21 protein-coding genes are annotated in these 24,501 nt (G+C 70.0%); 15 read left to right on the top strand and 6 right to left on the bottom strand.

Annotated elements, in window-relative coordinates; translation table 11 throughout:
- Window positions 1-148: 148 nt before the first annotated feature.
- Entirely contained in the window at window positions 149-2,320 is a 2,172-nt protein-coding gene (locus HUT12_RS13120) for an MMPL family transporter (RefSeq protein ID WP_254876809.1), read from the bottom strand.
- 252 nt (window positions 2,321-2,572) lie between these two features.
- On the opposite strand from HUT12_RS13120, the gene HUT12_RS13115 reads away from it, so the two are divergent.
- Both HUT12_RS13115 and HUT12_RS13110 read left to right on the top strand, forming a co-directional pair.
- Entirely contained in the window at window positions 2,573-3,202 is a 630-nt protein-coding gene (locus tag HUT12_RS13115) for a TetR/AcrR family transcriptional regulator (RefSeq protein ID WP_176093550.1), read from the top strand.
- A gap of 825 nt (window positions 3,203-4,027) precedes the next feature.
- Complete coding sequence (locus tag HUT12_RS13110) at window positions 4,028-5,644, top strand: LamG-like jellyroll fold domain-containing protein (protein WP_254876808.1); 1,617 nt, start codon at window positions 4,028-4,030, stop codon at window positions 5,642-5,644.
- A gap of 12 nt (window positions 5,645-5,656) precedes the next feature.
- Here HUT12_RS13110 and HUT12_RS13105 read toward each other — a convergent pair whose 3' ends face one another.
- A complete protein-coding gene (locus tag HUT12_RS13105) occupies window positions 5,657-6,406 on the bottom strand; it encodes an SDR family NAD(P)-dependent oxidoreductase (protein WP_176093549.1) in 750 nt (249 codons plus the stop codon).
- Window positions 6,407-6,497: 91 nt separating this feature from the next.
- Between HUT12_RS13105 and HUT12_RS13100 the strand changes: the two genes are divergently transcribed.
- The 4 genes from HUT12_RS13100 to HUT12_RS32590 all read left to right on the top strand — a co-directional run bounded on the left by HUT12_RS13100 (window position 6,498) and on the right by HUT12_RS32590 (window position 8,931).
- Complete coding sequence (locus tag HUT12_RS13100; RefSeq protein ID WP_254876807.1) at window positions 6,498-7,097, top strand: TetR/AcrR family transcriptional regulator; 600 nt, start codon at window positions 6,498-6,500, stop codon at window positions 7,095-7,097.
- Between the two features lie 146 nt (window positions 7,098-7,243).
- Window positions 7,244-8,236, top strand: a complete 993-nt coding sequence (locus HUT12_RS13095) for an RNA polymerase subunit sigma-70 (RefSeq protein ID WP_176093548.1) — start codon at window positions 7,244-7,246, stop codon at window positions 8,234-8,236.
- 28 nt (window positions 8,237-8,264) lie between these two features.
- On the top strand, window positions 8,265-8,726 hold the full coding sequence (locus tag HUT12_RS13090; protein WP_176093547.1) for a DUF6069 family protein: 462 nt from the start codon (window positions 8,265-8,267) through the stop codon (window positions 8,724-8,726).
- Between the two features lie 73 nt (window positions 8,727-8,799).
- The gene (locus HUT12_RS32590) at window positions 8,800-8,931 is read left to right on the top strand and encodes an Atu4866 domain-containing protein (protein ID WP_254876806.1); all 132 of its coding nucleotides are present in this window, start codon (window positions 8,800-8,802) and stop codon (window positions 8,929-8,931) included.
- Window positions 8,932-8,952: 21 nt separating this feature from the next.
- On the opposite strand, the gene HUT12_RS13085 is transcribed toward HUT12_RS32590, so the two are convergent.
- Window positions 8,953-9,780, bottom strand: coding sequence for a helix-turn-helix domain-containing protein (locus HUT12_RS13085; RefSeq protein ID WP_176093546.1), 828 nt, complete (start codon window positions 9,778-9,780; stop codon window positions 8,953-8,955).
- 127 nt (window positions 9,781-9,907) lie between these two features.
- Here HUT12_RS13085 and HUT12_RS13080 point away from each other — a divergent pair, with 127 nt between their 5' ends.
- From HUT12_RS13080 to HUT12_RS13050, 7 genes are all read left to right on the top strand, one after another.
- Window positions 9,908-10,636, top strand: a complete 729-nt coding sequence (locus HUT12_RS13080; protein ID WP_176093545.1) for an Atu4866 domain-containing protein — start codon at window positions 9,908-9,910, stop codon at window positions 10,634-10,636.
- 26 nt (window positions 10,637-10,662) lie between these two features.
- A complete protein-coding gene (locus tag HUT12_RS13075) occupies window positions 10,663-12,000 on the top strand; it encodes an amidohydrolase family protein (RefSeq protein WP_176093544.1) in 1,338 nt (445 codons plus the stop codon).
- A gap of 707 nt (window positions 12,001-12,707) precedes the next feature.
- Entirely contained in the window at window positions 12,708-14,381 is a 1,674-nt protein-coding gene (locus HUT12_RS13070; RefSeq protein ID WP_254876805.1) for a right-handed parallel beta-helix repeat-containing protein, read from the top strand.
- A 265-nt stretch (window positions 14,382-14,646) separates the two neighbouring features.
- Window positions 14,647-15,411 (top strand): polyphosphate polymerase domain-containing protein, encoded by a 765-nt coding sequence (locus tag HUT12_RS13065; protein ID WP_236145708.1) that lies wholly within the window; start codon window positions 14,647-14,649, stop codon window positions 15,409-15,411.
- Between the two features lie 15 nt (window positions 15,412-15,426).
- Entirely contained in the window at window positions 15,427-16,104 is a 678-nt protein-coding gene (locus tag HUT12_RS13060) for a DUF4956 domain-containing protein (protein ID WP_131052984.1), read from the top strand.
- Window positions 16,104-17,723, top strand: coding sequence for a CotH kinase family protein (locus HUT12_RS13055; RefSeq protein WP_176093543.1), 1,620 nt, complete (start codon window positions 16,104-16,106; stop codon window positions 17,721-17,723). The genes HUT12_RS13060 and HUT12_RS13055 overlap by 1 nt, the downstream gene beginning before the upstream one ends.
- A 149-nt stretch (window positions 17,724-17,872) precedes the next feature.
- Window positions 17,873-18,454, top strand: a complete 582-nt coding sequence (locus HUT12_RS13050) for a hypothetical protein (RefSeq protein ID WP_176093542.1) — start codon at window positions 17,873-17,875, stop codon at window positions 18,452-18,454.
- Between the two features lie 148 nt (window positions 18,455-18,602).
- Here HUT12_RS13050 and HUT12_RS13045 read toward each other — a convergent pair whose 3' ends face one another.
- Genes HUT12_RS13045 through HUT12_RS13035 form a run of 3 tightly spaced genes read right to left on the bottom strand, consistent with a single transcriptional unit; the run spans window position 18,603 to window position 21,852 of the window.
- Window positions 18,603-19,820, bottom strand: coding sequence for an ABC transporter permease (locus HUT12_RS13045; protein WP_176093541.1), 1,218 nt, complete (start codon window positions 19,818-19,820; stop codon window positions 18,603-18,605).
- Entirely contained in the window at window positions 19,817-20,596 is a 780-nt protein-coding gene (locus tag HUT12_RS13040) for an ABC transporter ATP-binding protein (protein WP_131052987.1), read from the bottom strand. The genes HUT12_RS13045 and HUT12_RS13040 overlap by 4 nt, the downstream gene beginning before the upstream one ends.
- A 32-nt stretch (window positions 20,597-20,628) precedes the next feature.
- Window positions 20,629-21,852 (bottom strand): hypothetical protein, encoded by a 1,224-nt coding sequence (locus HUT12_RS13035; RefSeq protein WP_176093540.1) that lies wholly within the window; start codon window positions 21,850-21,852, stop codon window positions 20,629-20,631.
- A 90-nt stretch (window positions 21,853-21,942) separates the two neighbouring features.
- On the opposite strand from HUT12_RS13035, the gene HUT12_RS13030 reads away from it, so the two are divergent.
- A complete protein-coding gene (locus HUT12_RS13030; protein WP_176093539.1) occupies window positions 21,943-22,650 on the top strand; it encodes a response regulator transcription factor in 708 nt (235 codons plus the stop codon).
- Window positions 22,647-24,464, top strand: coding sequence for a HAMP domain-containing sensor histidine kinase (locus HUT12_RS13025; protein ID WP_254876804.1), 1,818 nt, complete (start codon window positions 22,647-22,649; stop codon window positions 24,462-24,464). Before HUT12_RS13030 ends, HUT12_RS13025 begins: the two co-directional genes overlap by 4 nt.
- The last annotated feature ends 37 nt before the right edge of the window (window positions 24,465-24,501 follow it).

Below are 24,501 nucleotides of genomic sequence, written 5' to 3'. Positions count from 1 at the left end.
CGGTGACGGGGCGACCAGCACTGGCGGCGTCCTCGCCCGTACACGGTGGAGTGACCTGCCCGGCTTCGGTGGAGATCAGAAACAGGTGCTCCGATGGGGTGGCGGGTCTACTGCATCCCGCTACCCCATCGGAGCGACTTCACGAGCGTCAGGCGAGGTGTCGAGCCAGTGACTCGCCTTCGACGTCGAAGGTCGGCACGACCTTCTGCATCCAGCGGGGCATCCACCAGATGCGCCGGCCGAGGATGAGCATGACGGCCGGAACGATCAGCATGCGGACCAGGAAGGCGTCGACCAGTACGCCGATGGCCAGGGCGAAGCCGATGGTCTTGAGGATGATGTCGTCGGTGAGGGTGAAGCCCGCGAAGACGCCGACCATGATGAGCGCTGCGGCGGCCACGACGCGGGCGCTGTGGGTGAAGCCGTCGATGACCGCCTGGCGCGCCGGGGTGCCGTGGACGTACGCCTCCCGCATGCGGGTGACGAGGAAGACCTCGTAGTCCATGGCGAGGCCGAACAGGATGCCGGTGAGCAGGATCGGCAGCAGGAACAGCACCGGCCCCTCGGTGTCGAGACCGACGAGTTCGTTGAGCCAGCCCCACTGGAAGACCGCGACGGTCGCTCCGAGGGAGACCCCCACGGAGAAGAGGAAGCCGAGCGCCGCCTTGACCGGTACCCAGATCGAGCGGAACACGGCGATGAGCAGGATGAGTGCCAGCCCCACCACGACGGCGAGATAGAGCGGGAACACCTCGGTCAGTTCGTTGGAGATGTCGACGCCGACGGCGGTGACGCCGGTGACCAGGGCGCGGGCTCCGGTCTGGTCGGGCAGGTCGGAGAGCGTGGCCCGGATGTCGGCGACGAGGTCCTTGGTCGACTGGTCCGACGGTCCGGACTGGGGGATCACCGTGAGGGTCACGTACTGCGTCGTGCCGAGCTGCTGCATGAAGGCCTGCTGGGCTTCGGGGCTGTCGCTGGTGATGGCCGGGATCACGGCGATGATGTTGGAGTCGTCCTCCGCCGCCAGCGTCTGGAGCCTCTCGGTGGCGGTCCCGACTGCGGCGGCCGGGTCGGTGGCCTGCGCGGTGTCGATGACGATGAGCAGCGGCCCGTTGGCGCCCGCGCCGAAGTTCTCGTCGATGAGGTCGTAGGCGACGCGTACATCGCTGCCTGCGGGTTTGGTGCTGTCGTCCGGAAGCGCGAGTTGCAGGGAGGCCACCGGGATGGAGGCCACGGCGGCGACGGCGACGCCGACGATGAGCGCGGGCCAGCGGAGGCGGGCGAGACCTTCGACCCAACGGCGACCGAGGGTACGTGACGTGCGGGAACTCTGGTCGCTGCCGGTGTCCTCGGTGGCGGCGGCGAGCTGCTTCTTCACGACGCGGGCACCGGCGAAACCGAGCAGTGCGGGCAGCAGGGTCAGCGCGATGAGTACGGCGAGCGCGACGGTGAACGCGGCACCCAGCCCCATCTCGGTGAGGAATCCGATGCCGCAGAGGGCGAGGCCGACGAGGGCGATGACGACGGTGAGGCCGGCGAAGACCACGGCGGAGCCTGCGGTGCCGACGGCGCGGCCGATCGCCTCCTCCAGCGGGCGTCCCTGGCGGACCTCGGCCTGGTAGCGGGAGAGGATGAACAGCGCGTAGTCGATGCCGACCGCCAGCCCGAGCATCGTGCCGAGCGCGGGGGTGGTGGTGCTCAGATCGACGAAACCGGTGAGAGCGGCGATGGAGGCGGCACCGATTCCGACACCCACCAGCGCGGTCAGCAGCGGCATCCCGGCCGCGACGAGCGACCCGAGGGTGAGGGCCAGCACGACGAAGGCGATGGCGATGCCGATCAGTTCGGCGATGGCGCCACCGATCTCCACACCGAGTACGTCTCCGCCGACGGTGGCGGTCAGTCCGGCCCGCTCGGCGACGTCGCGGGCGGCTTCCAGCGCCTCCCTGTCCGAGGTGGTCAGGTCGACCGCGCTGCGGGCGTAGCTGACCGAGGCGAAGCCGGTCCGCCCGTCCTCGGAGACGGCCCCTGCCTCGAACGGGTCGACGATCGACCGGACGTTCTCGGTCCTGAGCGCGGCGAGCGAGTCGGACACGGCCTGCTGGTTGGCCGGGTCTGCCAGCGTCTCGCCGTCCGGGGCCTGGAACACCACCCGCGCCGTCGCGCCGTTCGGCACCGCCTCGGGGTCGCGCTCCCTGATCAGGTCGAACGCCTGCGTCGACTCGATGCCGGACAACTCGAAGCTGTCATTCGTCTTGCCGGACAGGGTCGTCGCTCCGAGCGCCACGGTGAGGAGCAGCAGGGCCCAGATTCCCGCCACGGTCCAGCGGCGTCGGAAAGACCAGCGTCCGAGCCTGAACAAGTGCCATGCCATGCCGTGTCCTCCTGCGTCTCGGTGAACAGGTCCCGTGTGGGCACCTCGCCCGGCTCCCGCCGACGAAGCGCGACCTCACGGCCTGTCGTGCCGCAGACGCTAGCACGAAAATATCCGACTGGATATTTTCGTGGTGGTGGTCATAGGATCGGGCAGGCGGCGCACCATGCCGACCGCCGATCGCTCTGGAGGTGGGCCATGACCGACCCGGAAAAGCGGGACCGCCCGAAGCGGGGGCCGTACGCCAAGGGGCTCGCGCGGCGGCAGCAGATCATCGACGAGGTGCTGGCGGTCTACGACCGGCTGGGATACGAGGGCACCTCACTGCGCGCCATCGGTGAGGCGATCGGCGTGACGCATCCGGTGCTCAAGCACCACTTCGGCACCCGCGAGCAGCTCTTCATCGAGGTGCTGCGGGAACACGACCGCCGCTTCCTCGAGACCGCGTACGACGGAGACGACAGCTTCGTCGACCTCATCCATCAGTCGACCGAGCACAGCATGCGCGTACCCGGGCTGATGTCGTTGCTGAACAGCATGGTGGCCCACGCCCTGGAGGCCGGCAACGAGCGCTCGCGCGCCCACTTCTCCGAGCGGTACGCCGACCTGCGCGAGAAGATCGCAGGACTTCTCGCCGAAGGTCAGGAGGCCGGGGTCGTACGCACAGACATCCCCCTGGACCAGGCGGCCTCGCTCGTCCTCGCGGCGGCCGACGGCCTCAGCACCCAGTGGCTGCTCGACGGGAGCGCCGACATCAAGAGCGGCCTGCTGCTGCTGCAGCGCCTCCTCGCGCCGCCGGACCAGCAGGTGGCAGAGACCGATGGCTAGGCGACAGCAGGACTAATCGGTGGCCTCTCCACCCGGTTGCGGCCTATGTTTCAGCGAGACCGTCTTCCTGTGCCCCCTCCGAGAGGACATCACCCCGCGTGACCCCGCCCGCTCTGTAGACCTGACACCGCTCCGCGCATCGGTCGCCGACCTCGTCGTCGGCTCTCTTTCCGTGCCTTTCGTCAGGTCTTCAGAGGGATCATGTCTACGCGTCCTCTCATCGTGCCGTCCGCCATCGGTCTACCTATCCGGCTTTCGCCGCCGCCTCCCGATGGTCACTGTCAGTCCGACAACGCCGCCGCCCTCGTCATTCATGGCCTTCCCGAACCGCTGATCGTGCGGTGGCGCCGGGGAGAGCGGCAGAGGTTCACTCGTCCGGTGCGAAGCCGTCGCTGCGGGCCCGAGCCGGGGCGGGAGATGCAGTGGCCTCGCCCCGGGCTGCATCACGCCTCGGTCCGCGCGTGGTCGCGGGTTGCCGAACGTGACCGATGGCCGGGACCGTTGCGGTTCCGGCGCCGGAGGTGAACGCGTCCACCGGTCGATCCGGCCGTGGCGTTCGCCGGGGCTGCGACCGTATCGGGCGCTGGTCTGCGCCGCATCGTCGGTCCTGACTTCGGGAACAAGCGTCCCTATCGGAGCCTCATCGCGCTCCGGTAGGGACGGCGCACCCGTCTGTGGCTACGTCTTGTGATCGCTCTTTACACCGAACGTCCTCGATGCCTACTGTTCGTGCATCGACTGGCTTGATCACGGGGGTGTCAGGTGGCTGGTGATCGCACGGGTGCGTCTCGGCGTTGGTGGACGGTGGGGTTGACGCTGGCACTGGTGTCGTCGCCGCTGGCAGCGCCCACCTCAGCCGGGGCGGCAGCGTCCACCTCGCCCGAGGCGCCACCGCCACCGGCGGCGGTGACCTCCAGCGACTACCTCGGCGACGGTGCGCCGCGCGGCGGCGTCGGACTGCCCGGCACGTTCGAGGTGATCCCGCCGACGACCCGTGCGCACGAGGTGAAGGAGTACGCCTACAGCCTCGACTCCGGTGTGGTGAGCGCAGCGGAGACCGTCGTGGCGCGGCCGACCGACCACGGAGCATCGATCACGGTGGCACCCGAGCATGACGGCGTCAACGTGCTCCATGTCTGGTCGAAGAGTCATGCGGGCCGGATCTCCACTCAGGTGACGTACACGTTCGTCGTCCGAGCCGACTCCGGTCCTGCCGCCCACTGGACGTTCGAGGAGACGGGCGTCGTCGCGACCGATGTCTCCGGCCACGGCAACGCCCTGACACTCGGTGAGCCTGCGGTCCGGGTCGCCGGCCGGTCCGGGGTGGGCACCGCGCTGTCGCTGCCGGGCACGACTGCGGCGACCAGGACCGCCGCGATCCACACGCCGCATCCTCTCACCGGCGCGTCCACCCCGATCCGGACCGACGCGAGTTTCACCGTCACCGCCTGGGCCAGGATCAGCTCGACGTCGGGTGGCGACGTGCAGACCGTGGTCAGCGTGGGCGGCTCGCGGACGTCCGCATACCACCTCGGCTACTCCGGCGGTGACCAGCGCTGGCGGTTCTCCATGGCCGCCGCCGACACCGACGACGCCGCCCTGCACAGCGTGCTGTCCGACGCGGCACCGACGGTGGACAGGTGGACCCATCTTGCCGGCGTCTACGACGCGAGCACCAAGACGATGACCCTGTACGTCAACGGTGTCGCCCAGGCCGCGACCACGACCCTGGTCGGCGGGTTCGACGCCACCGCAGAGGTGGCGGTCGGCAAACGCAGGTGGAACGGTGGCGACGACGGCTTCTTCACAGGTCTCGTCGACGACGTACGGGTGTACACCTCCGTCGAGACCTCGACGGAGCTGGCGAAGCTGGCCGTGCCGCTGCCGCCGACGGTCACGTTCCCGCACGGCAGCGAGGTCACCGGGGGTGGACAGATCACCGTACGGTTCGACGCACGCGGAGACACGAACGTCATCGCCTTCCGGTACAGCATGGGCGACGCGGGACTCGGTAACACGGTGAATGCCGCCACGCCGGGTGGCACGGCTACCGTCACCCTCGACGTCGGCGACACCAGGGGTTCCCGCCCGGTCTACGCGGCGGCGGTCGCCGACGGAAACCGGGTGAGCGACAAGGGCGACGGTGAGTTCACCGTGAGGTCGGCGACGAGCCTGTCCGGGAACGTGTGGAACGAATACTTCCTGCCGTTGGCGGGGGCGGTGGTCCAGTTGCAGCCCGGCGGATACCAGACCACCTCCGCCGCCGACGGCAGCTACGCCCTGACCGGCGTGCCGCCGGGGGTCTACACCGTCACCGCGACCTTCGGCGGTGAGTGCGGCCTGTCGCACAGCACCCTGCTCGAAATAGATGGCCAGGGCTTGACGTTCGACTTCTTCCTCGGCGATTTCGGCGACGACCCGGGCGACGCCTGTCCCGAGTAGTGCAGCGCATCCTCAGATCTGGTTCTCGCCGCCGTCGACGTACAGGTTGGCGCCGAGCATGAAGCTGCTGTCGGCGGAGGCGAGGAAGGCCACTGCGGCAGCGATCTCCTCGGTGCGTCCCATGCGTCCGATGGCGATCCGGGCCGCCTCGTTGGCCTTGAAGGCCGTCGCGTTCTCCTCGCCGACGAGTTCGGTGATGCCGGAGGTGTCGATCGGGCCGGGTGAGATGGCGTTCACCCGGATGCCGCGTGCCTTGAGTTCGTTGGCCCAGATGCGGGTGAAGGTCCGCAGGGCCGCCTTGGAGGCCGCGTACGCGCCGAAGCCCGCAGTGCCGCGATCGGCGGCGGTGGAGGCGTTGATGATCACCGAGGCGCCGTGGTTCAGCACCGGGAGCGCCTTCTGCACAGTGAAGAGGGTGCCCTTGACGTTGACCCCGAAGATCTGGTCGAGGTCCCGCTCGGTGATCGTCTCGATGGTCGCGAACGAGGCCGTGGCCGCGTTGGCGAAGAGGACGTCCAGCCCGCGACCGTGGGCCGCGACCCTGTCGTAGAGCCGGTCCAGGTCCGCCGGGACGGTGATGTCGCCGGGTACGGCCGTCACGCCCGCGCCGATGGTCTGCACCGCCTCGTCCAACTCGGCCTCGCGTCGGCCGGTGATGAACACGTGCGCACCCTCGGCCACCAGTCGGGCAGCGGTGGCCCGGCCGATCCCCCGGGTGCCGCCTCCCGTGACGACGGCGGTCTTGCCTTCCAGCCTACGCATTTCTGACCTCCCCAAACTTCCGCACCGATCGGTACGGAACTAGACCGTAGCACTTCTGAACCGATCGGTGCACAAGGGGTAGGATGGTCGTGTGGAGAAGGTGCAACTGGGTCGGCCGCGCGGGTTCGACGCCGAGGCGGCACTTCAGAAGGCCATGACGGTCTTCTGGAAGCAGGGCTACGAAGGAGCCAGCCTGGCCGACCTGACCGAGGCGATGGGCATCTCCCGCACCAGCATGTACGCGGCCTTCGGCAACAAGGAGCAGCTCTTTCACCTGGCCCTGCAACGCTACGAGGAAGGTCCCGGCGCCTACGTCGTCCAGGCGCTGGGAGCACCCACCGCCCGCGAGGTGGCGACCGCTTTCCTCACCGGTTCGGTTCAGGCCAACACCCGGCCCGGATGCCCCGCCGGCTGCCTGGGCGTCCAGGGCGCACTGGTCGTCGGCGAGACCGGTCAGGTCGCGCGCGACACCCTGGCCGCCTGGCGCGCCCGAGGTCAGCAGCACCTCCGCGACCGGTTCCAGCTGGCCGTCGAGAAGGGGGATCTGCCCGCCGACGCCGACCCGGACCTGATCGCCCGATTCGTCATGACGATCGCGAACGGAATGGCCGTGCAGGCGGCGGGCGGCGCGACACGCGAGGACCTCCAACGCGTGGCCGACGCCGCCCTGCGGCACTGGCCGCCGACCTGAGAGGTGGGTAGATCTGTTGTCGCCCCAACGACAACAGATCTACCCACCTCCCTTGCGCATCCGGCGCTGCGGGCAGGAGTGATGAGTTGTCGGGCCCGCGCCCGTCATACCTATGTCAGGATGCGGCGAGGCATGAGGATGGCGTGATGGGCGAGCAGGTCATGAGTGGTCTGGGCGAGGTCGACGAGTCGGCGTTCTCGGGGCTGGCGGAACGGCACCGGCGGGAACTGCACGTGCACTGCTACCGGATGCTGGGGTCGTTCGAGGACGCCGAGGACACCGTGCAGGAGACGTTCCTGCGAGCCTGGCGTCGGCGGGAGACATTCGAGGGACGGTCCACGTTCCGGGCCTGGCTGTACCGGATCGCCACCCACGCCTGCCTGGACCTGCTCGCCAAGCGCCGCCCGGAGCCGGCGACCGGCGGCGAGGTGCTCTGGTTGCAGCCCTACCCGGACCGGCTGCTCGACGAGTTGACCACCGGCGACGCGGACGAGCCGGAGGCGGTCGCCGTCGCGCGGGAGACGATCGAGCTGGCGTACCTGGTCGCGGTCCAGCATCTCGCGCCGCGCCCACGGGCCGTGCTGATCCTGCGCGAGGTGCTCGGCTGGCCGGCGAAGGACGTGGCGGAACTCCTGGGGGACTCGGTCAACTCCGTGAACAGCGCGTTGCAGCGGGCCCGCGCCGGCATGCGGGAGCACCTGCCCGCCGAGCGCCAGGACTGGACCGGCGGCGAGGAAGACGCCGGGACCCGCGAGCTGGTACGCCGCTACACCGACGCCAGTGTGGCCACGGACATCGGTGGGCTCACCGCGCTGCTGCGGGAGGACGTCCGCTGCTCGATGCCGCCCACCCCGGGCCTGTACGTCGGTCGCGACCCGGTGGTGAAGGACTGGGTCGACAACGGCTTCGAGAACATGTTGAACCTGCGTGGCATCCCCACCAGGGTGAACCGGCAGCCCGCCGTCGCCTTCTACCACCGGCGAGAGGGTGCAAGCGCGTACCTGCCGCTGACCATCGACGTCCTGCGCATCAGCGGCGGCGCGATCACCGAGATCATCACGTTCCACGCCGACCAGTTCCCCCGGCTCGGTGTGCCGACGTCGCTACCGGCGGACGACACCGAGCAGTCCCGGGCCTGATCCGACGAGGAACGAGAGGAGGAACGACATGAGCAGCACACATGACGCCGATGTCGTCGCCGGTCCGGCAGCGGACCGCCCCCGCCGTACCCGTCGATTCGGCCGACTCGTCGGCATCGGTCTCGTCGCCGCGCTCGCGGCGATGGTCGTGACCACCCTCGCCGCCGCACTCGCCCGGGTGGTGGGTGTCGACTTCGCGCTCCCCGAGGGTGGCGAGGCGATCCCGTTAGGTGGGTTCACGATGGTGACCGGCTTCTTCTCGCTCGTGGGCGTCGTCATCGCCGCCGCCCTGCTCCGCTGGAGCGCCCGTCCCGCCCTACGTTTCGTGTGGACCACGGTGGCCCTGACTGTGGTCTCGATGATCCCGCCGTTCCTGGCCGGCGGAAACGTCGCGACCATCGCCGCCCTCCTCGGGCTGCACGTCGTCCCTGCGGCGGTGATGATCCCCGTCCTCACACGAGAACTCCGGCGTCATGAGAGCCGGCCGTAAGGGCGGGTAGCGCGTTCTTCCTGGGAGTACTGGGACCAGGCTGTTGCCGGACCGGATACCTACCGTGGTCGACATGGCGAATTCGAGATTCGGGGGCCTGTTCAGCGCGGACGGCACCTTCGACGGGGACGTCCTGCACCACGCGGGATACGTCTTCTATCGCGAGGGCAGCGACGCGCACCGGCAAGCGAGGACGGACGGATAGGGGCCAGGTTGGGTTCGCGGCTCAGCGGAGCCAGCGGCTGGCGGCCAGGGTGCCCAGCAGCCGCAGTGCCTCGGCGCTGCGGCTGTGCGGCTCGGCCCGGTACACGATCAACTGCTGGCCGGGCGCGTCCCGTACGTCGAACGCGTGGTACGACAGCGTCAGCTCGCCCACCGCGCTGTGCCGGAACGTCTTCGCCTCGTGCGTCTTGCCCTGCACGTCGTGCCGCCCCCACAACCTGCGGAACTCTGGGCTCGCGGCACCCATCTCCTCGACCAGCTCCCGCGCCCGCCGGTCGTGCGGGTCGTGGCCGAGGGCCAGACGCAGGTTCGCCACACACGCCTCGGCGGTACGACGCCAGTCGGCGAAGAACGTCGTGCCGGCAGGGTCGAGGAAGGCCATCCGGACGAGGTTGTCCGCCTCGGCGAAGTCCGCGTAGAACGCGTCGGCCAGCGCGTTGCCGGCCAGCAGGTCGAGTCGCCGGTCGATGACCACGGCCGGGGTGTCCGGCCAGGCGTCGAGTAGTTCCCGCAGGCTCTGCCCGACCTGCGGTCGGGCGGGGGTCGGCGTACTGCCAGGTGCGAGCCCGGCCAGCCGGAAGAGATGGTCGTGGGCATCCGGCCCGAGGTCGAGCGCACGGGCCACGGCGGCCAGCACCGACGAGGACGGGTTGCGCTCCCGGCCCTGTTCGAGCCGGGTGTAGTAGTCGACGCTCACCCCGGCCAGCACCGCGACCTCTTCGCGCCGCAGCCCGGCGACGCGCCGGGTCCCACTGGAGACCAGGCCGACGTCGCCCGGGGTCAACCGGGCGCGTCGGGCGGTGAGGAACGCCCCCAGCGCGGTCGTCGGCATGCCACCAACGGTAACCGCGCGGCCTCCGACCAGGCAGGGTGCGGCACACCCTGGTTCGCTCCGGCCTGGCTGCCGACTCCGCCTCCGGTGACGGTGGGAGCACGAACCCAACCCCAGGAGGTACGCCATGAGCAGCCCCATGCTCGACGAGGCGGTACTGGCGGAGATCGCCGGGAACACCGGTGACCAGCACCGTCCACTGATGTTCGTCAACGCCGCCATCCACACGCTCGACCCGGTGATCGGTGACTTCGCCACGGCTGACCTGTTGGTCGGTACGAACGAGATCGTCGCGGTCGGCACCGGCCTGCACACCGCCGCCGAGGACGACGGCGCGATCGTCATCGACTGCACCGGCCTGGCCATCGTGCCCGCCGTCGTCGACGGTGTCGCTGTCGCCGGCCTGCGTGCTCGTCCGGCCGACCGGGTCGGCGCGCTCACCCCCGGAAACCCGGCCACCTTCGCCCTGATCGCCGGCCCGACCTCCGGCCGGTCCGTGCTGGAGATGATCGTCTGGCGTCCGGAACAGGCCGCCGCGATCGTCGTCGACGGCGAGATCGCGCTGGCCAACGGTCGCCGACTCACGCCCGCTCCGGTCGAGCCGGACTCGGGACCACGATCGGTCGATAGCCCCTACCTGGGCATGTGGATCGACGAGACCGGTTTCCTGCACCAGGAACTCACCGCCGACGGCCGGTACGACGAGACGCGGGGCGGTCGGCCGCACGCGTACCAGGGGGCGTTCTGGATCGACGGCGACCGGATCGTCTACCGCGACGACCTGGGCTTCTGGGCGTACGGCCGGTTCACCGACGGGGTGCTGTACCACGCCGGATACGTCCTGCGGCGCCGATGATCACCGACTACGAGGGGGAGAGTCCGATGATGTTGTTCAGCGGCGGCACGGTCGTCACCATGAACCCGGCGATCGGCGACCTGGAATCCGGTGACGTGCTGGTCCGCGAGGACCGGATCGTCGCGGTCGGCCCGGACCTGCGGTCGCACCCGGAGGCGGTGGGCGCGACCGTCGTCGACACGACCGGCCGGATCGTCAGCCCCGGATTCGTCGACACCCATCGGCACGCCTGGCAGGCGCAGATGCGCCGCAGCATCCCGGACGTGACCGACCTGGGGGCGTACGTGATGTCGACGCTGGCCGGGATCGCGCCCGCGTACACCCCGCACGACATGTACGTCGGCACCCGGCTCGCCGCGCTCACCGCCCTCGACGCCGGCATCACCACGATGCTCGACTTCTCGCACAACTCCCGTACGGCGGCGCACTCGGACGCGGCGATCCAGGCGCTTGTCGACACCGGCATCCGGGGCGTACACGCGTCGATGGGACCGCACTTCGGTGAGTGGGACCGCCAGTGGCCTGGCGACCTGGCCCGGTTGTGTGGCGCGTACCAGGGGACGAACGGCGGCCTGGTGACCCTGCGCCTGGCGGCGTTGGCCACCGACGAGATCGCCGGTCCGGCCCTGGCCTACGGGCCGGAACTGGCGGCCGTCGCCCGCGATCTCGACCTCGGGGTCAGCGTGGACGCGGTGTTCGGCGTGCCGTCGTCGGCGGCGATCCTGCGCTGGGCCGCCGACGGGCTGCTCGGCCCCGACCTGACCCTGATCCACGCCACCGGCCTCACCCCGCAGGCGTGGCAGGCGATGGGCGACGCCGGAGTCACCGTGTCGCTGGCGCCGACCTCCGAGGCGCAGATCGGCCTGGAGACGGCGGTACCCGCGATCGACGAGGCGCTGGCCGTCGGCATCCGACCCGGACTCAGCATCGACGTGGAGGTGGCGCTGGCCAGCGACATGTTCACCCAGATGCGTACCCTGCACGCCATCCAGCGGATGCGCGCGGTGAACGCCGCGTACGGCACGGACACCACGCCGGACCGGATCACCACCCGCGACGTGCTGGACTTCGCCACCGCGCAGGGCGCCCGGACCAACGGACTCGGTGACGTCACCGGTTCGCTGACCCCCGGCAAGCAGGCGGACCTGCTGGTGGTCGCCGCCGACGACGTCAACACGATGCCGCTCAACGACGCGGTCGGCACACTCGTGCTCGGGGCGGACCCGCGCAACATCGAGACCGTGATGGTGGCCGGCCAGGTCCGCAAGCGGAACGGGCAACTCGTCGGCGTGGACATGGACGATCTGCGCCGACAGGTCACCGCGTCCCGCGACGCGATCCGTAAGGCCGCCACCACGGTCTGACCCCGCCCACCGCCCCCGCCCCCCGCCCACCGCCCCCGCCCCCCGCCCACCGCCCCCGCCCACCGTCCCCGTGCGCGCGATCATGGAGTTGTGGCCGCCGCGAAAAGGGTGAATCGGGACCAAAGCCTAGCCGCGACTCCATGATCGACGGGGCGAGGTGCCGTTCGTGTGCCGTTCGCGGCAGCCTGCGGTGGGCGGCCAGCGTTACTGGGGCCGGGTACTCCGGCTGCTGCCCCGGCTTCGCCAGGGATGACTGTGCTGGGCCGCTCCGTCAGGTGACCCCCTTTGGCTCCCTTTGCTCTGCTTCAACCCGCGCAACGGTTTCCGTACGGGAACAGTGCGTGGGTTGAAGCAGAGCAAAGGCGGCCGGGAGGACATGGGGCCGCCGGACCGGTGGCGCGGCTGAGCTGCGTCGCGATCCCGGACGGCCTGCACCGGCCCGTCGGCGTGCGGCCACGGGGAGTCAGGGCCCCGGACCCGCATCCCGGCGTGGCGGCGCGTACGGGAGCGGTGGCCGTCGGGCTGAGGTTCTGCAACAAACCTGCACATCCCTGCCCTTGCGCCACGAGTAAGCGCTTTCCTAGCCTGAGGTTACATCGACGTTTCGCTTTATAGCCAGGTCGAGGGTTTGCCGAAACGTCGTCACCTGCGGTGTCGGGCTGTGCAGGAAGTGCCTCGCGCCGCGCTCACTCCCGAGGAGTCCACCAGTGAGAACCACAGTGCGACACAGACTTCTGGCCGGCGGCACCGCAGTGGTCGCGGCGGCCGTGGTGACCGCGGCGCTGCCGTTGACCCACGCGTCGGGAGCGGCGGACGGGCTCGTCGCCGCCTCGGTCGTCGCCAACGCGACCAACCTCAGCATCGGTGCCGGCGCCGACGGCTCCAGCAAGGGCGGCGGCACCAGTTACGGCAACGTGATCGACGGCGACGTGGGCACATACTGGTCGCCGTCCGGCTCGACCGGCCGCATCTCGGTCAAGTGGGGTTCCGCCACCACGGTCGGCGCGGTCACCATCCGCGAGGCGTCCGGCGCGGTCGGGGTCATCGGCGGCTGGCGACTGGTCAACAACGACACCGGCGCCACGCTGGCCAGCGGCACCGGGGCCGGGACGATCACCTTCGCCGCCGCCTCGCTGCGCAAAATCAACTTCGAGATCACCAGCGCGAGCGGTACGCCGAGGGTCGCCGAGTTCGAGACGTACGCCTCCGGCACGACGACCCCGCCGACCACGCCGCCGCCGACGACCGGGCCGACCACCCCGCCGCCCAGCACGCCTCCGCCGACCACGCCTCCGCCGTCGTCCAACACGCTCTACGTGGCGCCGACCGGCACCGACAGCGCGCCCGGGACGCTGGCGAGCCCGACGACGCTCGCCTCCGCGATCACCCGGATCACCTCGGGCGGGACGATCTTCCTGCGCGGCGGGACCTACCGCCACTCGCAGACCATCACCATCGGCCAGGGCAACAACGGCACGTCGAGCGCGCGCAAGAACATTTTCGCGTACGCGGGGGAGACCCCGGTCCTGAACTTCTCGGCGCAGAGCGAGGACCCGGCGAACCGGGGACTCGAAATGGGCGGATCGTGGTGGCACGTCCGTGGCATCGTCGTCGAGCGGGCCGGGGACAACGGCATCCTGCTCGCCGGCAACAACAACATCGTCGAGCGGGTGGTGACCCGCCACAACAGGGACTCCGGGCTCCAGCTCTCGCGGCTGATCGCCAACGCGCCCCGGGACCAGTGGCCCTCCAACAACCTCGTGGTCAGCACGGTGTCGCACGACAACGTCGACTCCGACGGTGAGGACGCCGACGGGTTCGCCCCGAAGCTGACCGTCGGCGCCGGCAACGTCTTCCGCTACACGGTCGCCCACAACAACATCGACGACGGGTACGACCTCTACACCAAGAGCGACACCGGCGCGATCGGCGCGGTGACCATCGAGTCCTCCCTCGCCTACGGCAACGGCACCCTCAGCAACGGTGGTCAGGCCGGCAACGGTGACCGCAACGGGTTCAAGCTCGGCGGCGAGGACATCGCGGTGAACCACACCATCCGGGGCAACATCGCCTACGACAACGGCAAGCACGGGTTCACCTACAACCGGAACCTGGGCACGATGACGGTGTCGAACAACGCCAACATCGGCAACACCGAGCGCAACTTCAACTTCGACGGCGGTTCCTCGGTGTTCCGCAACAACACCTCGTGCAGCGGCGGCTCGAACGACCGGATCGTCGGCAACTCCGACAGCTCGAACCAGTTCTGGTCCGGCACCAACGGGTCCCGGTGTTCGTCGTACTCGGGGGCGTTGGGGTGGTCCTTCGCCTCCGACGGCCGGCTGGTCGTGACCTTCGGCGGCCGGGTGGTCACCCCGTAACGAACACGGACGACGTCGGCGTCACCGGTGACGCCGACGTCGTTCACCGGGGGTTCATCCGAGAAACAAAGCTCGTTCATAGGTACGCCTGTTGGTATTCGTTGGCATCTGTCGCCTACGGATCGGCCAACATCCCATGCTCACCTGGCGCAACCGGGCACCCGCCCGCTCCGCAACGCGTACACCATCGGCACCGATCGTCGGGTCCGGCCCGGCTGCCGACCGCGACGATCAGGCCGGCCACGCGCTCCGCGCCCCGAGCCGATTGCACGCCTTCAATCGGTACGAGGTCAAGTACGTGGTGCCGGTCGCCGACGTGGCGGCGCTGCGTGCCGAACTGGACGCGCGAATGGGGCGCGACAGCCATGGTGACCGGACCGGATACGGCGTGTGGAGCGTCTACTACGACACGGATCGACTGCTCTTCTACTGGGAGAAGATCGAAGGTCTCCGGTTCCGTCGCAAACTGCGGATAAGGCACTACGGCGACCGGTCCACGATCACCGACGACAGCCTCGTGCACGTCGAGATCAAGCAACGGGTCAACCGGGTCACCCAGAAGCGTCGCGTCGCTCTGCCGTACCGCCTGGCCCGCGATTTCTGCGACCGCCGGGAGATGGTCGCGCACCATCCCGACCAGCGGGCCTTCCTCGAAGAGGTGCTGGAACTGGTCTGTGGACTGGATCTGCGTCCGGTCGCGATGACCGGCTACCAGCGGGAGGCGTTCGTCGGGCGGGACTCCGACGTCGGCCTGCGGGTCACGATCGACCATCGGGTACGCGGGCGGGACCGCGACTTCCACCTGGGCGCGGAGGCGGAGAACCGCCTGATCGTGCCGGCCACCCTCGCCGTGGTGGAGATCAAGGCCAACGAGCGGGTGCCGTACTGGTTCACCGACCTGGCCGCCCGGACCAACCTGTCGATCGTCCGGTTGTCGAAGTACTGCCAGAGCGTGGAGGCGTTCGGTCGCGCCCCTCGGTCCGTCTTCCACGTGACGGACGACGCCGCCGTCTCCCATCCCTACGTGTAGAGAGCAGCGATTCTCATGCCGTTCGAATTCCAGGATCTCTCCGGTACGTTCAGCGTCGGCGACATCGCCCTCGTCCTGTCGCTGTCCTTCCTGCTCAGCGCGATGATCGGCTGGGTCTACCGATTCACCCACCGGAACATCTCGTACAGCCAGTCGTACGTGCAGACGCTCGTCATTCTCGGCATGCTCATCTCGCTGATCATGCTCGTCGTCGGGTCCAACATCGCCCGCGCGTTCGCTCTGGTGGGCGCACTGTCCGTGGTGCGTTTCCGGAACGCCATCAAGGAGACCCGGGACGTCGGCTTCATCTTTCTGGTGATGGGTATCGGCATGGCCTGCGGCACCCGGTTCTACGTCCTGGCCGTGGTCGCCGCCGTCGTGATCAGCATGATCATCGTGCTGATGTACCGCTTCAACTGGTTCGCCGCGAACGTGCAGCGGCAGGTGGTGAAGGTGCAGGTCCCGCCCGTGGAGAACTACACCGAGTCCATCCAGGACGTCCTGGTGCGCCACACCAGCGAGTTCGAGCTGGTCAGCATGGAGACGATTCGGGGCGGCGCGTTGACCGAGATCATGTACACGGTCCGGCTGAAGAAGGGCACCGAACCCGGTGACCTGATCGCCGCGCTGGCCGAACGCACCGGCGGTCAGCGGGTCACGGTGCTGACCGGCTACGACCAGACGGACCTGTGATGAGGCTCAAGCACCGGATCCCGATCCGGGTCCGGCACTACTGGAAGTTCCTGGCCGGCTGCGCCGCCTTCCTGCTCGTCCTCACGGTGACGCTCAGCACGGTGCGCATCCGCCCGTACGTCACCAGCAGTGCGGTCGGCGGTGACCTGGTCACCCAGGACATCGCCGGCACCGTCGACCTGTTCGACGAGACCGTGGCACACCGCATCACGCTCGTCTTCCGCGACGCGGACTACCAACGGATGTTGGACACCTTCTATGCCGAGGGCGAGAAGGACTACATCGAGGCGGACCTGGTCGTCGACGGCACCAGCGTGCCCAGCGTCGGCATCCGGTTGAAGGGGAACTCCACGCTGCGCAGCCTGAGCCGCAACGGCGAGACCCCGCAGGGCGGACCGGGCGGCGCGGCACCTGACGGTGCTGGTCCCATGCCGGACGGCGCCGATCGCGGCGGTGCCGGTCCCGGGCCGAACGGCGGCGGGATGTCGCGGATCTCGCTCCAGGCCGAGGAACCGGAGAACCTGCCCTGGCTCATCCGCTTCGACGAGTACGTCGACGGTCGCCGCTACCAGGGGCATCGGGAACTCTCCGTTCGCGTCGCCGGCATGGGCGGCGGCTCCACGGTGCTCAACGAGGCGGTGACGCTCGACCTGCTCGGCGACGCCGGTGAGGTGGCCCAGGAGTACGCGTACACCAGCTTCACCGTCAACGACCGGCCGACCACCGCCCGCCTGGTGGTGGAACATCCCGACGAGAACTTCACCGCGAAGATCGACGGCAGTGGGGTCCTCTACAAGGCGCTGGCCACCGGCAGTTTCACCGACCAGGGCGACGACCCGACCGCTTACGACGACGACTTCAAACAGATCACCATGAAGGGCAGTCAGGACCTGCAACCGGTCATCGACCTGATCAGATGGGTCGAGAACGCCAGCGACACCGAGTTCGACGAACACCTCGCCGACCGGGTCGACGTGGAGTCCTTCGCCCGCTACGTGGCCTGGCAGAACCTGCTGCTCAATTTCGACGACATGTCCGGTCCGGGTCGCAACTACTACCTCTGGTACGACCTGACCAGTAAGAAGTTCACCGTGGTCGGCTGGGACTACAACCTGACGTTCAGCGGGGACGCCGGCCAGGGCCCGCACGAGCAGGGGCGCCTCGGTGGTGGTTTCCGGGGCGGGGGTGCCACCCGTACGATGCCCGGCCAGCCGGTAGGCGCGACCGGCGCTGCCGACACGATGCCCGAGCGTGCGGACCGTCCCGACACCGGGGAGCCGCGTACGGGTGGGCGAGAGGGTAATAGGCCCGGTGGTGGTGGGCCCGCTGGCGGTGGGCCTGGTGGTGGTGGGCCTGGTGGGGGCGGCCACCTCCTCAAGGAACGCTTCCTTGCCAGTGAGACGTTCACGAAGGTGTACGAGGACGCGTACCGCCAGATCTATCGGCAGGTCTATGCCGACGGCTCGGCACTGGCGGCACTCGACGGCATCACCGAGGTGTTGTCGAGCGTCGACGGGCAGGACGCGCAGACCGTGACGGACGACGCGGATCGGCTGCGCACCCTGATCGGTCAACGCACCGAGAGCCTCGCCGCAGATCCGGTGATCACCCAGAGCTGAGTTGTCATGGCCCTCCGTCGATGTCCGGCGGGGGGCCCGCCGACCTGACATGTTCCTCACGTCCGATCGGGAGGCTGGCTGCGGCCGGGCCGAGAACCGGCCGCAGTGGCCCGGGAACGTCCCGGTCCGATCGGACGAAAGGCGTTGTCATGCGCAGGAGTCGGACGCTGTTGATGGGTGCCGTCATGCTGATCGCGCTGTCGGCCTGCGGGGCGACGGCCGACGAGAAGAAAACGGACGACGGCAGCGGACAGGTGGCCTCGTTGGCCACCCCGGAGCCGGAACGGACCGGTTCGGCGCAGCCGAAGGAGGAACGTCCGCGCGAGCGGCTCGACACCACGTCGGAGGAGTACGAGGCGTTGCTCGGGCCGTACCGCAAGTGCCTGAAGCAGCAGGGTGTCCCGGAGAAGTTGACGGCCGGGCACCCCGGCCGACCGTCCGGCGAGACCAACGCCAAGGAGGCGGAGGCGTACGAGGCGGCGAACCGGATCTGTGAGCCGAAGTTCTATCCGCTGCCGCCGTGGGAGAAGGACCCGGCCAACCCGGAGGCCCGGGACTTCGCGGTCGCCGTCGTGAAGTGCCTGAAGGACAAGGGCGTCAAGTACGTGGAGGTCTCCGAGGACGGCATCTCGCTCGCCTTCGGCGGGGACCAGAACCACTCCCGCTCGATCAGCATGGGCCTGGAGTTCGCACCCGAGTGCGAGCGCAAGGTCGCCGCCGCGCAGAACTGACGCCGCCCGACGAGCGCGGCGAGAATGTAAGGAGGGGTCCCTTCCTATACACGAGGCGTTAGGAAGGGACCCCTCCTTACACGCACAGCAGGGCGCGGCGGCCGGAGCACCGGTCGCCGCGCCCTTTCGTCTGTGCTGGCCGGTGGGGTCAGGCGGCGGCGAGGGCCTGCGTCGGAGGTAGCCGGGCCGCGCGTACGCAGGGGTAGACACCGGCGAGCACCCCGATCACCACGGCACCGCCGACCCCGAGGACCGCCGCCTGGCCGGGCAGCACCAGCGGCCATCCCTGCCAGGCCGCGTATCCGACGGTGGCGAGCAGTCCCACCGCCGTGCCGACCAGACCGCCGAGTGCCGCCAGCACCGTCGACTCGGTCAGGAACTGGCCCCGGATCTGTCCCCGGGTCGCCCCGAGTGCCCGTCGCAGGCCGATCTCGGCACGCCGTTCGAGGACCGAGACGACCATCGTGTTGGCCACCCCGATGCCTCCGACCAGCAGGGCGACCGCAGCCAGCGCCAGGAAGAGCACGGAGAAGTTGCCCTCGGTGGCCCGTTTCGCGGCCAACGCGTCGGAGGGGCGGCTCACCACCACCTGGCCGGGACGCTCCGGCGAGATCGTCTCCGCCAGGACACCGCGTACCGCCTCCAGTTGCGACTCCTCGCAACGGATGTAGATCACCGTCGGGTGGCCGTCGAACCGCAGTTCGCTGCGGGCCGCCGGCCACCCGACCAGCACCGACCGGTCGATGTCGGGGGAGAGCGGGGTCTCGGCCAGGATGCCGACCACGGTGAACCGCCGGTCCGCGATCGTCACCTGGGGCGCGGGTTGTCCGGCGGGCAGGTCGGCGATGCCGAGTCGGGTGGCGGCCACCGAACCGAGTACGACGGTGGGAAACTCCGCCGTGGCCGGGTTCAGCCAGCTGCCGACGCTGATCCGTGCGTTGATGGTGGGCAACAGGTCGAGGCGGGCGGCCAGCACGGTGAGGCCGGAGCCGTCGGTGGGATCGAGGAGGTCGTTGCGGCGTACCACGGTGCGGGTGTTGCCGACCGCGCTGGCCGCCGTGACCGGGCCGATCCGCTGCACCATCACCACGGCGGATTCCGGCAGCTTGGTCGGCGGATCACGATCCGGTGCCGCCACCGCCTGGAGGGAGTTCGTGCCGAGCGCGGTCAACTCGGCCAGCAGCGCGGCCTGGCCGGCGGCCGGGATGCCGGTGACCACGATCATCGTGGCGATGCCGATCGCGATCCCCAGCGCCGACAGCACCGCCCGCAGCGGGCGGGCTCGCAGGCCGGTCAGCCCGAGCGAGAGCAGGTCCGATACGGCCAGCCGGGCCGGTCGTGGTGCCCGGTCGATCGGCCCGGTCACCGGTCCGACACCGCATCGCCGGCCGGGTCGCCCGACTCCACGGCACGCGCCAGGCCGCCCGACTCCACGGTGCGCGCCGAGCTGACCGACTCCACGGCGGGAGCCGACTCCACGGCCAGCGCCGGGACGGGCGACGGGTGCGTGTCGTCGCGGATCAGTCGTCCGTCGCGGATCTCGATCTGCCGGGGCAGTGACGCGGCGATGCCTCGGTCATGGGTGATCAGCACGATGGTGGTGCCTTCCTCGTGGAGCCGACGCAGCAGCCGCAGCACGGACTGACCGGTGGCGGTGTCGAGTGCGCCGGTGGGTTCGTCGGCCAGGACCAGCGACGGTTGGTTGGCCAGGGCGCGGGCGATCGCGACGCGCTGCTTCTCGCCACCGGACAACTGCCCCGGGCGGTGCCCGGTGCGGTGCGCCAGACCGACCCGGGCCAGGGCGCGCAGGGCGTGCTCCCGCCGTTGCCGTCGTGGCACCCCGGCGTAGAGCAGGCCGGTGGCGACGTTGTCGACGGCACTGAGCCCGTCGGCGAGGTGGAACTGCTGGAAGACGAAGCCGATCTCCCGGGCCCGCAGCGCGGACAGCCGCCGGTCGCCGAGCGTGGCGACGTCCTGGCCGGCGATGTGGACGGTGCCCGAGGTGGGGCGGTCCAACGTGCCGATGATGTTGAGCAGGGTCGACTTGCCCGATCCGGACGGCCCGACGACGGCGACCAGTTCCCCGGCGGCGACGTCCAGGCTCACGTCGGCCAGCGCGGTGACCCCGCCGGGATAGACCATGGACGCGTGACGCACCGAGAGCACGGGTCCGGTCACGAGGGCACCACCACCTCGGTGCCCTCGGTCAGTCCGTCGCCGGTGATCTCGACCCAGCCGTCGGCGAACATGCCGGTGCGGACCGCGACCAGCCCGCCTGGTCCCTGCACCGCGTAACCGCCCTCGCGCAACGCCACCAGCGCCTCGACCGGTGCGACCAGCACGTCGACGGCGGTACGACCGGTGAAGTGCACCTGCACCTCACCGGAGTCGAGGTCGGCGATGCTCTGCGGCTTGTCGACGGCCACCGTCACGGTGAGCAGCGCCGGGCCGTTCGCGATGCCGCTGTCGCTGGCGACGAGATCACGGCCGACGGAGACGACCCGGGCGGGGACCTCACGGTCGTCGGGCAGGCCCACCCGGATCCGGTCCCCACGCTTGATGGCGGCGGCGTCGGTGAGTTCGGCACCGACCGTGATCACCTTGCGGACCGAGGTCACCGACATCAGTGGCGTCTCCGCCGGGTCACCGGGTTGGGCGGTCACCGAGTCCACCCGGACCGCCCCGCTGGCCACCTCGACGTGTCCGACCGGGATCGTGCCGGTCGCCGGCACACCGAGGTCGGTCTGCCAGCGCTTGATCGCCGCGACCAGTGCCGGCGTGAGGACGCCCTCGCCGCTGCGTACCCGCTGCGGTGCTGCCGGGGATTCCGCTGCCGCCGCCGGCTCGTCGTCGTCATCGTCGGCGGCGTTGCGGGTCGGCGGCTGCGGCGTCACCTGCTCGCCGGGCGACGGCTGCCAGCCGATCGGGTAACCGAGCGCACGGAGGTTGTCGGCGATCACCCGGACGTCCCGGCCGACCAGGTTCGTGCCGGCGATGTCCCGGTACATCGGGATGCTGCCGTAGAAGAGCACCACCGGCCGGTCGTCGGCCCGGAACAGTTGCCCACCCCGCTTGACCGTGGTGCCGGCCTTCGGCAACCAGGTGACCGTCGCGGTCAGGTGTCCGGCCAGCGGGCGCGTCGGGCCGTACCCGATGCTTCCGGGCAGCGTCCGGGTGGTCGACAGGTCACGGCGCGCGATCGGCGTGGTCGCGACCACGTCGGTTTCCCTCGACGCCGGCTGTGCGTCGGCCCGGTGCCGGGTCACCACGATCCCGGTACCCACCGTCAGCACCGCCACCACGAGCGCCACGGCGATCCACCGCACACCACGTCGCCGTACGGGCGGATCGGGTACACGCGGTATGAACTCGGTCGGGGCGTCCTGCTTCGGATCCATGCCGACGAGGGTGTCCAGCGGTCGTTAGAAACCTGTCAGGTATCGCCGCCGGAGCCCTGTCGTCGGGAATCCAGTCCTATCATCGCCGCCATGTGTGCACAGGTGCTGGTCGCCGATGACGATCCTCGCCAGGCCGAGGTGGTCCGCCGCTATCTGACCGCCGAGGGGCACGAGGCCGTGGTGGTGCACGACGGTCGGGCGGCGCTGGAGACGGCTCGCCGACTCCGCCCCGACCTGCTGGTGCTGGACGTGATGATGCCGGAGATGGACGGTCTCCAGGTGTGCAAGACCCTGCGCGGGGAGTCCGACGTGCTGGTGTTGATGCTGACCGCCCGGTCCTCCGAGGACGACCTGCTGACCGGACTGGACCTGGGCGCCGACGACTACCTGACCAAGCCGTACAGCCCCCGGGAACTGATGGCCCGGGTGCGGACCCTGCTGCGGCGGGCGAGACCCGGCACACCGTCGCCCGCCGGGGCCGGGCTGCTGCGGGTCGGACCGATCGAGATCGACCCGACCGGGCACCAGGTGACCGTGGACGGCGTCCGGGTCGCCTGCACCCGGGGTGAGTTCGCCATCCTGGTGGCGATGGTGAAGCAGCCGAACCGGGTCTTCACCCGAGGCCAACTGCTGCACCACACGCGGGGGCTCGACCGCAGCTCGACCGAGCGGACCATCGACGTCCACGTGATGAACCTGCGTCGCAAGATAGAACGCGATCCGCAGCGGCCGGTCTGGTTGGTGACCGTCTTCGGGGTCGGCTACAAGCTGGCCGGCGCTTCGGCGACATCCCGGTGAGCACCCGGCGGGTGCCGATCCGGCACAGTCTGGTGACCCGGTTGCTGGTCACCTCGGTGCTGATCGCGATCGCCGCGATCACCTCCACCGCCTGGCTGGCCACCCGGACCGCGACCCGGGCGATCAGCCAGGAGCAGGGTCGCTCACTCGCCGAGAACACCGAGGTCTACAACGAGCTGATCGAGTACGCGGCCACCCACCCGGACTGGTCCGCGGTGTCGCCGCTCATCGAGCAGCGGGCCGCCGGACTGGACCGGCGGATCACGCTGATGACCGACGACCGGACGATCGTGGCCGACACGCTAGACGGCCCCTCGCTGGACGCCGCCCGCCCGGCCGCCGTGGTCGACCCGCTGAACCTGGACCTCGGCCTCACCGGCGGCACCGACCGCATCGACCCTCGGGCGGTCGGCCCGTTCCGGGTGCCGGACGACGTCAGCGACGAACTGCTCGCGAAGGCCGAGGAACAGTTGAGGTGCCTGCGGGGGAGTCGCCTGGACGGAGAGATCAAGCCGCTGCCCGACGGGCGGTTCACCGTCGTGCTGACCACGCCGGATCCGCGCGGGTCGGCAGATCGATGCGAGGCGAAGCCCGAGACGGCCGGCCAGGCCGAGGAGAAGGCGCTGCGGTCCCTGGGGCAGCTGGCAGGGAAGTGCCTCGACCTGGCCGACGACGAGGGACTGGAGATCCTGCCCGACTTCAGCGCGTACCTGATCAACATCTCCGTCGACGAGCGCAGCGTCCGTCCCGCCCCCCGGGAGACCTTCCGGGTCGACGTGGACGCAGACGAAGCGGCCCTGATCAGCGAGTGCGTGGAACAGTCGCGGCGGAGCATGCTCCAGCCGCACGTGGCCCCGGCCGTGCTGCTGTTCATCACCGCCCCGGACAGCGGCGCCGACCAGACCACCTTCACGCTCTCCGGCGAGAACACCGTCCGCATCGTCACGGTCACCGGCGCGGTGCTGGTGGCCACCATCATCGTCACGGTCCTGGTCGGCCGCCGGCTGGTCCGTCCGTTGCGGACACTCACCGACGCCGTCGACCGGCAGCAGCCGGCCCCGGTCTCCGCCCCGGACGAGATCGGCCGGCTGGCCCGGGCGCTGAACGACTCGACCCACCGTCGGGACCGCGCCGAGGCGCAGCGACGCGCCATGGTCAGCGACGTCGCGCACGAACTGCGTACGCCGCTGACCAACATCCGCAGTTGGCTGGAGGCGGCCCAGGACGATCTCGCGCCGACCGACGCCCAACTGCTCGACCTGCTGCACGAGGAGGCGGTGCTGCTCCAGCACATCATCGACGACCTCGCCGACCTGGCCGCCGCCGACGCGGGCACGCTGCGGATCCATCCCGAGCCGACCTACGTGCGGGACGTGGTCACGCAGGTGGTGGACAGTCATCGGGGCACGGCCCAGGCGGCCGGGATCGCGCTGACCGTGCAGATCGATGAGGACCCCGTGTTGCCGGCCGACGCGGTACGGCTGCGGCAGATCGTCGGCAACCTGGTCTCGAACGCGATCCGCTACACCCCGCCCGGGGGGTCGGTCACCGTCGCCGCGCAGGACACCACGATCACCGTACGGGACACCGGGGTGGGCATCGCGGCCGAGCACCTGCCGAAGATCTTCGACCGGTTCTGGCGGGCGGACGGCTCGCGTACCCGGGCGACCGGTGGCAGCGGCCTGGGTCTGCCGATCACCCAGCATCTCGTGAAGGCACACGGCGGCACCATCGACGTGCAGAGCACCCTGGGCGAGGGCAGCCTGTTCACCGTCCGGTTGCCGGACACCCCGGCGGGGCCGCGTCAGGAATGACGCGGCCCCGCCGGTGCGGGTGGACCGAGACGGGGGA

This window comes from Verrucosispora sp. NA02020 (assembly GCF_013364215.1).
GTDB lineage: Bacteria > Actinomycetota > Actinomycetes > Mycobacteriales > Micromonosporaceae > Micromonospora.
This window is presented reverse-complemented; position numbering and strand designations above follow the sequence as displayed.

Excerpts from the sequence above, each read along its gene's own strand:
- HUT12_RS13035 (WP_176093540.1), bottom strand. The coding sequence starts at position 21,852 with ATGGATCCGAAGCAGGACGCCCCGACCGAGTTCATACCGCGTGTACCC.
- HUT12_RS13105 (WP_176093549.1), bottom strand. The coding sequence starts at position 6,406 with ATGCGTAGGCTGGAAGGCAAGACCGCCGTCGTCACGGGAGGCGGCACC.
- HUT12_RS13085 (WP_176093546.1), bottom strand. The coding sequence starts at position 9,780 with ATGCCGACGACCGCGCTGGGGGCGTTCCTCACCGCCCGACGCGCCCGG.
- HUT12_RS13030 (WP_176093539.1), top strand. The coding sequence starts at position 21,943 with ATGTGTGCACAGGTGCTGGTCGCCGATGACGATCCTCGCCAGGCCGAG.
- HUT12_RS13060 (WP_131052984.1), top strand. The coding sequence starts at position 15,427 with ATGCCGTTCGAATTCCAGGATCTCTCCGGTACGTTCAGCGTCGGCGAC.
- HUT12_RS13050 (WP_176093542.1), top strand. The coding sequence starts at position 17,873 with ATGCGCAGGAGTCGGACGCTGTTGATGGGTGCCGTCATGCTGATCGCG.
- HUT12_RS13090 (WP_176093547.1), top strand. The coding sequence starts at position 8,265 with ATGAGCAGCACACATGACGCCGATGTCGTCGCCGGTCCGGCAGCGGAC.
- HUT12_RS13080 (WP_176093545.1), top strand. The coding sequence starts at position 9,908 with ATGAGCAGCCCCATGCTCGACGAGGCGGTACTGGCGGAGATCGCCGGG.
- HUT12_RS13115 (WP_176093550.1), top strand. The coding sequence starts at position 2,573 with ATGACCGACCCGGAAAAGCGGGACCGCCCGAAGCGGGGGCCGTACGCC.
- HUT12_RS32590 (WP_254876806.1), top strand. The coding sequence starts at position 8,800 with ATGGCGAATTCGAGATTCGGGGGCCTGTTCAGCGCGGACGGCACCTTC.
- HUT12_RS13040 (WP_131052987.1), bottom strand. The coding sequence starts at position 20,596 with ATGGTCTATCCCGGCGGGGTCACCGCGCTGGCCGACGTGAGCCTGGAC.
- HUT12_RS13075 (WP_176093544.1), top strand. The coding sequence starts at position 10,663 with ATGATGTTGTTCAGCGGCGGCACGGTCGTCACCATGAACCCGGCGATC.
- HUT12_RS13055 (WP_176093543.1), top strand. The coding sequence starts at position 16,104 with ATGAGGCTCAAGCACCGGATCCCGATCCGGGTCCGGCACTACTGGAAG.
- HUT12_RS13095 (WP_176093548.1), top strand. The coding sequence starts at position 7,244 with ATGGGCGAGCAGGTCATGAGTGGTCTGGGCGAGGTCGACGAGTCGGCG.